At 59.8% G+C, this 12,054-nt stretch carries 8 protein-coding genes; all 8 read left to right on the forward strand.

Annotated features, from left to right (window positions below; all coding sequences use genetic code 11):
- Positions 1–23: 23 nt before the first annotated feature.
- Complete coding sequence (locus DNI29_RS20000; protein WP_110979909.1) at positions 24–1,574, forward strand: lipopolysaccharide biosynthesis protein; 1,551 nt, start codon at positions 24–26, stop codon at positions 1,572–1,574.
- Positions 1,575–1,587: 13 nt separating this feature from the next.
- Positions 1,588–2,886 (forward strand): O-antigen ligase family protein, encoded by a 1,299-nt coding sequence (locus tag DNI29_RS20005; RefSeq protein WP_110979910.1) that lies wholly within the window; start codon positions 1,588–1,590, stop codon positions 2,884–2,886.
- Positions 2,873–3,928 (forward strand): nucleotide-diphospho-sugar transferase, encoded by a 1,056-nt coding sequence (locus tag DNI29_RS20010; RefSeq protein ID WP_110979911.1) that lies wholly within the window; start codon positions 2,873–2,875, stop codon positions 3,926–3,928. The genes DNI29_RS20005 and DNI29_RS20010 overlap by 14 nt, the downstream gene beginning before the upstream one ends.
- The gene (locus DNI29_RS20015; protein ID WP_110979912.1) at positions 3,925–5,241 is read left to right on the forward strand and encodes a glycosyltransferase family 4 protein; all 1,317 of its coding nucleotides are present in this window, start codon (positions 3,925–3,927) and stop codon (positions 5,239–5,241) included. The genes DNI29_RS20010 and DNI29_RS20015 overlap by 4 nt, the downstream gene beginning before the upstream one ends.
- Positions 5,242–5,286: 45 nt before the next feature.
- A complete protein-coding gene (locus tag DNI29_RS20020; RefSeq protein ID WP_110980006.1) occupies positions 5,287–6,126 on the forward strand; it encodes a glycosyltransferase family 2 protein in 840 nt (279 codons plus the stop codon).
- Positions 6,127–6,173: 47 nt separating this feature from the next.
- Complete coding sequence (locus DNI29_RS20025; RefSeq protein WP_162303679.1) at positions 6,174–7,046, forward strand: O-fucosyltransferase family protein; 873 nt, start codon at positions 6,174–6,176, stop codon at positions 7,044–7,046.
- Between the two features lie 126 nt (positions 7,047–7,172).
- Positions 7,173–8,312 carry a hypothetical protein gene (locus DNI29_RS20030; protein ID WP_123823341.1) on the forward strand — a complete coding sequence of 380 codons (1,140 nt, stop codon included), beginning with the start codon at positions 7,173–7,175 and terminating at the stop codon, positions 8,310–8,312.
- Between the two features lie 864 nt (positions 8,313–9,176).
- Entirely contained in the window at positions 9,177–11,837 is a 2,661-nt protein-coding gene (locus DNI29_RS20035; RefSeq protein ID WP_110979915.1) for an Ig-like domain-containing protein, read from the forward strand.
- The last annotated feature ends 217 nt before the right edge of the window (positions 11,838–12,054 follow it).

Raw genomic sequence — 12,054 nt, forward strand, 5'->3', positions numbered from 1 at the left:
GTTCTGTAAGCCTCTCCTTCCTTATGCAAACTGCTGCCGCCCCTCCCCTCGCTTCCACTGCCCCGCGCAGCCTGATGGCCAGTGCCGTGCGAGGAGTGCAATGGACGCTGGGAGCCACCCTGCTCATGGCGGCCATTCAGGTGGGCTACACCGCCATTATGGCCCGCCTGCTGGCCCCCGCCGATTTCGGGCTGGTAACGTTGGCTGGTATTGTACTGCGTTTCGGGAGCTACTTCGCGGCCATGGGCATGGAGCAGGCCCTGATTCAGAAGCCCGAGCTAACCACCCGCGACGTGCGAGCCGCTTTTACCTCAGCGGTGCTGCTGGCGGTGCTTTTTGGCGGGGCCCTGATTCTGCTGGCTCCGCTGGCTGGTACCGCCTTCCGGCAGCCTAACGTGGTGCCGGTGGTGCGGGCTCTGGCCCTGGGGTTGGTGCTGACTGGCCTATATGCTACCCCCGTGAGCCTATTGCGCCGAACCATGCGGTTCCGGGCCTTAGCTGTGGCCGAGGTTAGCTCGTTTACGCTGGGCTACATGGGAGTAGGCGTGGCCCTAGCCTGGGCCGGCTGGGGTGCCTGGAGTTTGGTTGGAGCTCAGCTCAGCCAAGCTTTATTGCTGGCCCTGTTCAGCTACGCTACCACCCGCCACTCGGTACGACCTTTATTCCACTGGCCCACCTACCAACCCCTGCTCCGCTACGGTGGCTGGTCATCGGTGATTGGGTTTTGCGAGTATATGACCGGCGAGCTGGACAAGATGAGCGTCAGCCGGATATGGGGCGCCGCGGCCCTGGGCCTCTACGGCCGCGCCTGGATGCTGATTGCCCTACCCCTCTACCAGCTGGCAGCCAGCATTACCCGGGTAGCGCTGCCTTCCTTCAGCCAGGTACAGCACGAGCCGGAGCGCCTGCGCAAGGCTTACAGCCGGGGGGTGTTGCTCACGGGTGCCGCCCTGATGCCTGTGTGCGCCGGTGCCGCCGTTGCTGCCCCCGAGCTGGTTCGGGTACTGCTGGGCAGCCAGTGGGCCGCAGCCGTGCCCCTGGTGCGGGTGGTGTGCGGGGTGTTTGCCTTGAGCACCCTGAACATGCTGGCCGCCTCCATCTGCGACGCCACCGCCGCCCTACCCCGCAAGCTGCTACTAACCCTGGGCCATGCCGGCCTGCTACTGGTGCTGTTTGCGGCCCTGCGGCAGGTAGGGCTGGTGGGCATCACCTGGGCGGTGCTGGCCGGAGAAGTACTACGGACTTTGTTTTATCTGCTGCTGATGCGGCGGGTACTGGCTCTTTCGCTTGGTGCGCTGCTGGCCAACTACGGCCCGGGCCTGCTGCTGGGCGCGGGGGTAGCGGCCAGTATTGCCTTGGCGGCCCATGGGCTGCGGCCGCTGAGCTTGCCGGCATTAGTGCTGCTGGGGGCCGAGCTACTGACCGGGGCCTTGGCCCTGCCCGTGCTGGTGCTGGTGCTACCCCTCTCTGCCCTCCGAGCCGAGGTCAGCAGCCACCTGCACCATTTGCCCCTGCCGGGTGTGCCCCGGCTGCAGCGCCTGCTGGCCCGTCGCCCGTTCTGGTCTCTGGCCTAATCTGCCCTTCGCCATGAAAATCAACTTCCGGTTTTTACTGCTGCTGCCGCTGTTGGTGCTCCTGCTCACGGACCCGGCCTTTCTGGAGTTTATCACGCCGGATGAAGAAACCCCTCTGGCCGGACAGCTGCGCTATGCTCTGCTGGGGTTTGGGGTGGTGAGCCTGGTGCTGTACGGCCGGCGCCTGCCACAGCTGGCGTGGCGCTGGCTGCTGGTGGTGTTGCTGGCCCACGGGCTGCTGGCCCTGGAATCGTACGCCGAATGGGGAGCTTGGATGGCGTACCCGCACGTATTCAGCAAGCTGACGGATTTGTTGACCCTGCTCGGCTTCTTTGCTTTCTACTACCGCTTCGGCTTACCCCCCATGGGCACCCTGATGGTGCTACTGCTAACGGCCTTGTTCGGCAGCTTACTCCTGAACCACCCGGAGGCGCTGAGCCTGGGAGCTTTCCTTGAAAATGAGCGGGGCTTCACGGTTACTTCGGCGTACTTATTTCTTCTGCCTGCCCTCTACTACCTCAACCGCTATTTTGCCGGGGGCGGCGTGGTGTCTATGCTGGTGTGCCTGGGTTGCCTGGCCATGATTCTGTTTTTGCAGCACCGCACGGTGTGGCTGAGCACCATTCTGGCCCTGTTGCTCACGGCTTTTCTGGCGCGCCGAATTGGGCCGCCTCAGTTGCTGCTGCGTCGGCTCACGCCTCTGCTGCTGGTGCCTATGCTCTTGGGCCTCACCGGGGGCCTGGCCGTGGTGCTGGATGATCCGCAAGTGCTGCGTAAGCTCAGCAGCAGCCTCGATGATATTCAGCACGTGGATAAGCAGGGTACCGGCAGCTGGCGCCTCAAGCAGTTTGAGGCCTACGTGCCCTTTATTCTGGAGCGCCCGGTGGCCGGCTGGCGCAACGAGGGTTTCGAGCTGCCCGTGCAGTTCTACGGCTCCGATGATGATGCGCCGGTGTGGGAAGATCGGACGGGTCACCACTTTCACAGCTTCTACATGGACCGGCTGTTTTACTTCGGCATCCTGGGTGTGCTGCTGGCTATTGCGGCGCCGTTTCTGCTGGTAGTGCGCTTTCTGCGGCGGCCCGGCCCCATTCCGCCGGTGGTGCTGGCTTTGGTAGCCTTCAGCGGAAGCAGTCTGCAGTACGGATTTTCCTTTGACTGGCCCTTATACCTCTACGGGCTGCTGGGCCTGGGCCTGGCCTCGGTGGCGCTGGTACCAACCACCGCTCCGGCTGCTCCGCCTGCGTCCCCTACCCCTCCTGCCTCCCTCAATCCTTCCGTGCTAACCGCCCCCGCATATGCTGCACCCTGACGCTACGCCCTCGGCGGCCGGCAGCCTGACTACGCCGGTACTGCTGTTAATTTTTAACCGCCCTTCTACCACCCAGCAGGTGCTGGAAGCCCTGCGCCGTGCCCAGCCGGCGCGCCTCTACGTGGCCGCCGATGGTCCGCGCCCCGATCGACCCACCGATGCTGCCCTCTGCCAGGAAACCCGCCAGCTGGTGCTTAACAGCATCGACTGGCCCTGCGAAGTGCACACCCTCTTTCAGCCTACCAACCTCAACTGTGGGGTAGGGCCGGCCACGGCCATCAGCTGGTTTTTCCGGCACGAGGCAGAAGGCATTATCCTGGAAGATGACTGCGTGCCCACCGGTAGCTTCTTCCCGTTCTGCCAGGAAATGCTGGCCCGCTACCGCCACGATACCCGCATCATGCACATTGGCGGTAACAACTTTGGGGCACCCAACCACGTCCTCCGGCCCGAGGAGCCCTCCTACTACTTCTCGTCGCAGGTGAATAGCTGGGGCTGGGCTACCTGGCGCCGGGCCTGGCAACTCTACGACTTCCACCTGACGGATTTTGAACGAATCAGGAGCAGTGGCAGCCTGAGCCGGGCCTACAGCTCGGGCCTGGAGGCCCGTTACCGCTTGGCTAAAATAGCTGGGGTGATGCGCCTTTCCAGTCCGCCCCATGTGTGGGACTACCAGTGGCATTTTGCGGTGGCGGCCCACTCGGGTCTGTGCATCGTGCCGGCCACTAATCTGGTGGGTAACATCGGGTTTGGGGCCGCCGCTACCCACACCCACGACGCCGAAGACGACTTCGCGGCCGTGCCTACCCAAGATCTGCTGTTTCCACTGCAACACCCCCTGCGCGTGCTGCGCGACCACCGCCGCGACCAGTACCAGTTCCGCCGGTTTTTGCTGGGGCGGGTGCAGGCCATTGGCCGGCGCTGGTTGCGCCGTTTGGTACCGCGGCTGCCTACCCCCTCCGCTTCGCCTGCGTCTCCTGCTTTGTCTGCCTCAGTTCCCGCCCATCTGTCTGTCTCTCCTGCCAACGCCGATGTATCATGAACATTATTCTTTCAGCTTACGCCTGCAACCCTGAGCACGGAGGGGAAGATGGGAACGGTTTTCACTGGGCCTGGGAGCTGGCCCAAAGCGGCCAGCGCGTGTGGTGTTTCACTACCCCCGAGAATGAAGGCGCTACCACCCGCTTCCTGACCGACCATGCCCACGATCCGGCCAGCCACCGCCTGTCCTTTTACTACCTCCATGTGCCAGCGCTGGTGCAGTTTCTCTACCGCTGGCAGTTTGGCGTGTACCTACACTATATGGTATGGCAGTTTCTGGCTTGGCGCCGGGCCCGGGAGCTCAGCAGCCACGTCGAGTTCGACCTGGTGCACCATGCCACGTACAGCAGCCTGAAAATGGGTTCTTGGCTCTGGCGCTTGGGCAAGCCCATGGTGTATGGGCCGGTAGGCGGGGCTCAACGGGCACCCATAGCCTTCCGCCAGTACGTGCCCGATTGGTTTCGGACAGAAACCCTGCGCTCGGCTTTCACCTGGGTACTGACTCGCTTCGACCTGAACCTGCGCCAAAACCTCCAGCACGCTACCCTCGTGCTGGCTTCCAACGATGAGTCGGCTGAGCTGGCCCGCCGCCTGGGCGCCCAGCAGGTAAAGGTGTTTCTGGATACCGGCCTGCCCGACAAGTTTCAGGGCGCTGTGATGCCAGACCGCCAGCCAGGGCCGGTGCTGCGCCTGCTGTGGGTGGGCCGCCTCTACCCCAATAAGGCCCTGCCGCTGGTACTCGATGCCCTGTCGCAGGTGGATAAGCGCGTGGCCTGGCACCTGACTGTGGTGGGCGACGGTCCCATGCACGACCGGGTAGCAGGCTGGCTGGAGCAATACAAGGTTACCGACCGCGTAACCTGGGTAGGGCAGGTGCCCTGGCTGACCGTGCGCAGCCTTATGGAAACCCACGATGTGTTCATGTTTGCCAGCCTGCGCGATTCGTTTGCCTCACAGTTCATGGAAGCCATGGCCACTGGCCTGCCCATCATCACCCTGAACCACCAGGGCGCCCGCACCTTCTTGCCAGCCGCAGCCGCCATTAAGGTGCCCGTGGAAGTGCCGTCGGTTACTACGGCGGCTCTGGCCCGCGCCGTGGAGCACCTAGCTTCGCACCCAGCCGAACGCCTACGCATGGGCCGGGCCAGCTACGAGTTTGCCTGTGCACAAACCTGGCCGGCCCGCATTCAGCAGCTCCTGACCTTGCTCGACACCTTGGGGGTAGTGCCTCCCCCCCAGCACGCAGCCAAGCCGGTACCCAGCATTCCGGCGGCTGAGCAGTTTGCCCCAGAGCCCGATTTACTGGCTTCCTGAAATCTGCTGTTTTCTCCTTGCATGGCCCGCCGGGGCGCTTTGCGTATGCTGTACATTGTTATTCCCGTATTCAACCGCCTGGTGTTTACCAGGGCCTGCCTGCTTTCCCTGCGCGCCCAAACCTGCCCCGATTTTCGGGTGATTGTGGTCGATGATGGTTCTACCGATGGCACTTCTGAAGCCCTGGCCCGCGAGTTTCCCGAAGTAGAGGTAGTAGCTGGCACGGGCATGCTGTTCTGGACGGCCGGGGTAAACCGGGGCATCCGGCGGGCCCTGGCCCAAGGAGCTACCCGCGTCATGACCCTAAACAACGACGTGCTGGCTACCCCCGATTTTGTAGCCCAGATGCTGCACTGGGCCGATGAGTACCCCACTGCCGTGCTGGGTGCCCTGGAGCTGGACGTGGCCACCAATGAGCCCGTGTACGGCGGCGAGCGGTTTAACTGGCTGACTCACACCCGGAAAGAACTACTACACGAATTACCCACGGCTGCCCGGCGCGGCCTGCACCCTGTTACCTACCTACCCGGCCGGGGCCTGTTAATTCCGGCCGTAGTGCTGGAAACAGTAGGGCTGTTTGATGAAAAGCGCCTGCCCCACTACCTCGCCGACTACGACTATACCAGCGTGGTGCGGCGGCGCGGCTTTCCGGTATACATCAACTACGATGCCCACTTGCGCACCTACCCCGATGAAAGTGGCCAGGAGCAAACGCGCCGGCACCGCAGCCTAAAGGGCTATTACCAGCACCTGTTCGGGATTCGGGGCGGCGGCAACCTGCGCAACTTCACCCACTTCACGCTCAAAAACTGTCCTACCCCACTCGTGCCGTTGTCCCTGCTCAATGGCTACGCCCGGCGCCTGGTGGGCTACTTCATGCACTAACCGTTTTCCTACCCCTTCCCGGCTCCTGCTACCTCCGCATGGTTATCATGATCAAACGCTTCGGGCAACTGGGCAACCGCTTATTTCTGTTCAGCCACTTTGTGGCCAATGCCGTGGAGCACGGCTACGCGCTGGCTAACCCTAGCTTCAACGGCTACGCGCGCTACTTTGAGGCCACCAGTACCGGCGACTTCGATGGCCTGCCGATTCGGCTGAACGGGTTCCGGCGGCCCTTTTTCGATTCGGTGTTTGAGCTGGTGCAGCGCCCACCCGTGTTCGACTATGTGCAGCGCTGCTACCGCCGCTTGCCCCTGCCGGCTAACCACCCCAAGCTGCTTTACCTGCACGATGACGACAGCTTCGACCTGAACAACCCCGAGTATCTGGCAGCCGCCCAGCAGCGCACAGTACTGGTGCACGGCTGGCAATTCCGCGACAAAAGCCACTTCGCCAAGCACGCGCCCTTGCTGCGCCACCTGTTCCGCCCCATCGCCGAGCACCGCACCGCCGTGGCCGCCCTCATCAACCGGCTTCGGCAAACCACCGATATTCTGGTGGGCGTGCACATCCGGCGCGGCGACTATGCGGTTTTCAACAACGGTGGGTATTATTATGATGACGCTACGTATGCCCGCACCCTGCACGAGCTGCTGGCGCAGTTACCCGCACACAAGCGCGTGGCTTTCCTGCTCTGCTCCAATGAGCCCGTTGACTTGACCGCTTATGCTGGCCTGACGGTACACCAGCCTACGGGGCATTTCATCGAAGACCTGTACGCACTGGCCGCCTGCGACTACGTGCTGGGCCCGCCCAGTTCCTATTCTATGTGGGCTTCCTTTTACGGCGAGGTTCCCCTGCTGCACCTGCACCACGCGCAGCAGGCAGTGGAGCTTAGCCAGTTCGAGGTGTATACCGATTAATTTCCCCTACCCCCCCTGCCTATTGGCGAAAGCCTTTAACCACCAGCAGCTTCTGAATCCCAGCAGCATAATACTCCGAGCCTGCTTATGCTGATTGCTATGCGCCGCACCTCTCTTCTTCGCGCTTTGAATTTGCTTGGATGCGCGGCCATTACTCTACTACTCACGGCCGAGTGCGCAGGTCAGAACGGGGTGCTCGTAATCCGCCACGGCGGCACGTACTCCGGCACCTACCGCAGCACCGATTCCGAAGTTCCCTGCGTGCTCATTGCCACCGAAGAGCCGGTCATTCTGGAGAATTGTTACCTGGAAGGTCCGGGCAACCTGATTGATGCCCGCGGCGGCAATGCCGATTTGCAAATCCGTAACTGTACCGGCCGGGGCCTACCCCCCACCGCCGATAATATCCGGCGGGGCCGGTTTCTGGAAGCCAACGAGGCCCGCCGGTTGTGGGTGGAGCACAACGATTTGCTGCAGACAGCCGGCATCGTGGCCTACCTGTGGCAGGGCAGCGGCCAGCCCGACCAGACTTTGCGCATCCGCTACAACCGCGTCGAGAATCTGGATGGGCGCCACCGCAACGGCGGCGGCACCACCGTCAGCTTTGTGAGTTTGATTGGGGTGCGAGGGGTAGCAGGCATGGAAGTGGCCTGGAACCAGGTGCGCAATGAGCCAAACAACTCGCTGGTAGAAGACAACATCAACATCTACAACTCGTCGGGCACGGCCCGCAGCCCCCTGCGCATCCACGACAATTATGTTCAGGGAGCCTACCCCTACCCCGCCACATCCCCCCGCTACGCAGGTTCCGGCCTCACTTCCGACGGCGACGGCGCTACCCCCCTTACCACCACGGCTTACCTGGAAGCCTACGATAACCAGTTTGTTTCTACCTGCGCGGCCATGAACATTGCCGCCGGCCACCATGTGCGTTATTACCGCAACCGCATGGTCACCAGCGGGCTGCTGCCCAACGGCGAAAAGATGGCCGCTAACTATGCCGGTGCCGGAGTTTGGAACGAGTACAAGAAGCCAAGCACTGTGTTCTTTGCCAACAGCATGGAGAAGAATACTATCGGCTTTGTAAAGTTGGGCTATAACCAGCCCTTCTCTAACCGCCACGACCTCAGCCAGGGTGCGTGCGAGCCTTGCACCGCAACCGAGCACCTGCCCAACCCCATTACCCTGGAAACGGAGCACCAGGAGTGGGAGTTCTGGCAGCAGAAACTGGCGCGCTACCACATTAAGCCCGGCGTCAAGAAGTAATATTTCGCCAGCATAACGCTAACATGCAAGGCTTGGCAGCCCGAACAGCAGAGTCTATTTGCCGCCATTACTGGCAGTAGAACAATCATCAGCAGTATCTAGGTGAATTGCTGCTTTGGCAATAAGCAGGCGAAACACCCGTTAAGCTGCCTAGAGCCCGCATTTAGTGTAGATGATAAGGTTCGCGAGGCAGCGACAGAAGGCAGCTCATTGACTACTAATGCACTAACATTATTTTGGCATTTGCATTTTTTTCAGCCCTCTCAACGGGGGCATAAAAAATGTGATATGACTTTAAAAATACACATTCTCGGCTTCATTGAAAATACACAATTAGAAAAATACTATTTCTCATACATACTACGCTTGATCAGTTTCAAAATTCCTTTCCTATCTTTGTTCTGAGGTCAGCAAATCAGTCTATTACCTTTTGTCATGAATAGCTGATGGAATTCTTCACCTCAGCCCGAAGTAAGCCCAGTATTTTACGCGCTTCGGAGAAAGCAGGGAAGGTTCATTTTTGCCCGTGCACCAGCCTGCCGGGGGACGTAGTTGGAATTGTGGGAAGTATCAAAACCCTGAACCTTAGTTGTCAATAAGCTTTTAGCAGTTGTCTTTGAACAGGCATTCACGCTTTAGGCCTGCATTCCTTGCGCAAGCAGCAGTACCATACGCTTGCGCGGGGCCCCTTGGAAGTTGAACAGTCGGAGGGCATCATCTTTCTGTGCGCAAACGCACTCCTCTCACTTTGCCCGTGTCCGTTTCGTCTGTCCTGAGAACCAGTGAAGGCAGCATCACCTAGCACCCTTTCTTTCTCCTAAAACCAACATAATGCAAAAAAACACCAGAAACAGTTTGCTTCGTATGTTGCACAACAACCGGAAAACTTCTTTCTTATTTGCACTAAGCTGGCTCTTCACCGTTGCACTGCCTTTCGCAGCTCGGGCCCAAGCACCTAATGTTACATACTCTGCCCCTATTGTTATTACCAAAGGCGGCACGTACACTGGCAACTTCCGCAGTTCCGACTCGAACGTTGCCTGTATTAAAGTAGAAACGACTGAACCGGTTATTATTCAAAACGCGGTGTTGGTTGGCCCCGGCCGCCTGATTGATGCCCGCCCGGTCTACGCTAACCTGACGGTACGGGGCTGCAAAGGCTACGGCCTGACCCCTACCCAAGACAACATCCCGCATGGTCACTTCCTGGAAGCCAACTCGGCCCGCGCCCTGACCATCGAGGACAATTACTTCGAGCATACCCGCGGCATTACAGTGTACCAGTGGGGCGGTAACGGCTCGGCCGACCAGACGTTGAAAGTACTGCGTAACTACGCTAAGAATATTGATGGCCGCTTCCGCAACGGGGGTGGGCAGTGGGTCAACTTCCTGGGCCTGAATGGCGCATACGGAGTGCCCGGCATCGAAATTGCCTGGAACCAAGTAATCAACGAAGCCAATAACTCGCTGGTAGAAGATGTAATTAACTTCTACAACTCCGGCGGTACCCAGGCCGCGCCGGCCCGCGTGCATGATAACTACATCTTCGGGGCCTACCCCTACCCCGCCACTGCCAAGCAGTACTCGGGTTCTGGCTTCATTACTGATGGCGGCAACATGACGGCTGCTACCAGCTCGGCGTGGGTGCAGGCTTACAACAACCAGTTTGTAGCTACCTGCGCGGCCATGAACATTGCCGCCGGCCACGACATCAAGTACTACAACAACCGCATGATTACCAGTGGCTACACCAAAAACGGTGAGAAACTGGTAGCCAACTATGCGGCCGCCGGCCTCTGGAATGCCTACCAGCAGCCCAGCAACGTGTTCTTTAACAACAGCTTCGAGAACAATGTAATTGGCTTTGTGCACTGGGGCGGCAACTCGCCTTACAAGGACCGCCAGGACCACAGCACCGGTGCTTGCCCAAACTGTGCCAACACCAACCACCTGCCTAACCCTATTACCCTGCAGACGGAGGAAGGCGAATGGACCTTGTGGCAGCAGAAGCTACAGCAGAACAACGTTAAGGTAGGTGCCGGCACTGCCTCTACGCCTCCGGTTACCAGTGCACCGGCCCCGGCTCCGCTACCAACCCCAGCTCCTACCCCCATTATCACGCCTCCTACCCCGGCACCCATGCCGGCCAACGCCACCTTCGTGCGGGCCATCAACCTCAATGGCGGTGCTACTACCATTGACGGTAAGACGTGGGATGCTGGCAACACCAACGGTGTGCAAGTGAGCGGCCAGACATTTGCCAACCAAAGCATCAATCTGAATCCTGCCACTGACAATGCCCGCGCCCAGATGATTCGATCCTCTTGGTACGGCAATGCCCTGCGTGCTAACATTAGCGTGAGCAATGGCTCCTACCTAGTGTATGCTTACGTGTGGGAAGATAACAATGCCCAGACCTACAGCCTGAGCCTGGAAGGCCAGACGGTGAAGAGCAACTACAACAGCGGCAGCCCTGGCCACTGGGAGCGACTAGGTCCGTTTGCGGCCAACGTAACGGATGGCAACATCACCCTTGCTACCTCCGGTGGCGATGCCAACCTTTCGGGTATTGAGATTTGGCGGGCGGGCTCAACGGCCACCACACCGGCTCCGGCCCCTACCCCTGCACCAGCCGCCAACCAAGCGCCCAAGGTAAGCTTGGCCGCCAACAGCTCCGTAACCGTTAATCAGACGCTGGCCCTGACGGCTACTGCTTCCGACGCTGATGGCTCAGTTACCCGCGTAGAGTTTTACAACGGCTCAACTAAACTAGGCGAAGACACCTCGGCGCCCTACCAACTGAACTGGACACCCACGGCCACTGGCACTGCTTCGCTGACGGCTCGCGCCTTTGATAACGCCGGAGCTACTACCACCTCGGGTGCAGTGAATGTCAGCGTTACGGCTCCGGTAGTCGCTACTGGCTCTACCTTCTACCGGGCTATCAGCCTTGGCGGCTCAGCAACTACCATTGATGGCAAGACCTGGGAAGGCCGTACGGCTGGCAACTACTCTACCAACGGTACTGTCTTCGCTAACCAGGGTGTTGCGCTGAGCCCCGCCACCGACAATACGCGGGCCCAGATGATCCGGTCTTCGGTGTACTCGCGGAGCCTGAACTTCACGATGACGAATGTGCCGAACGGTTCCTATGAGGTATACGCCTACATCTGGGAAGATAACAACGCCCAGAACGTGAGCATCAGCCTCAACGACCAAACCGTTCTGAGCAATCATAACACTGGCTCAGCAGGCACCTGGAAGAAAATAGGGCCGTACAATGTAGCCGTAACCAACGGCACCATCAAGCTCACCAGCACCGGCGGCGACTTCAACCTTTCAGGCGTGGAAGTGTGGCGAAAAAACACCAGCACCGCTTTTCAGCCGGTAGCTCCGGCCCTCCCAGGTCTGGTACTGGCCCCGGCCGCCAACAACCCGCTGTCGGCTCCGGCCTCCGCATCGGTGGTGCTGCGCCCCAAGTGGATGGCAGTTGCCACCTCGGATTCTCGCCGGCGGTTGAGCTAATCATACGACGGGCAACTACCTGAGCCCGACCAAAGTGCCTTTCAAAGCCTGGCTTCTCGCCTGAGAAGTCAGGCTTTTTTCATGCCCGAATAATGGCCTAGAGAGCTGCAAATGGCTTTTCGAGCCCTGTTTTTTAACTTATTCAATATTTATAATAAATTTTTCTACACAATTGATTGCTTATTACACTTCGAATGCAATAATTTGTCGTTAAAGT

It is taken from the genome of Hymenobacter sediminis, from assembly GCF_003231285.1.
Lineage (GTDB): Bacteria > Bacteroidota > Bacteroidia > Cytophagales > Hymenobacteraceae > Hymenobacter > Hymenobacter sediminis.

Coding starts and splice junctions, on each gene's coding strand:
- DNI29_RS20015 (WP_110979912.1), top strand. CDS start 3,925: ATGAACATTATTCTTTCAGCTTACGCCTGCAACCCTGAGCACGGAGGG.
- DNI29_RS20010 (WP_110979911.1), top strand. CDS start 2,873: ATGCTGCACCCTGACGCTACGCCCTCGGCGGCCGGCAGCCTGACTACG.
- DNI29_RS20020 (WP_110980006.1), top strand. CDS start 5,287: ATGCTGTACATTGTTATTCCCGTATTCAACCGCCTGGTGTTTACCAGG.
- DNI29_RS20005 (WP_110979910.1), top strand. CDS start 1,588: ATGAAAATCAACTTCCGGTTTTTACTGCTGCTGCCGCTGTTGGTGCTC.
- DNI29_RS20000 (WP_110979909.1), top strand. CDS start 24: ATGCAAACTGCTGCCGCCCCTCCCCTCGCTTCCACTGCCCCGCGCAGC.
- DNI29_RS20025 (WP_162303679.1), top strand. CDS start 6,174: ATGATCAAACGCTTCGGGCAACTGGGCAACCGCTTATTTCTGTTCAGC.
- DNI29_RS20035 (WP_110979915.1), top strand. CDS start 9,177: ATGTTGCACAACAACCGGAAAACTTCTTTCTTATTTGCACTAAGCTGG.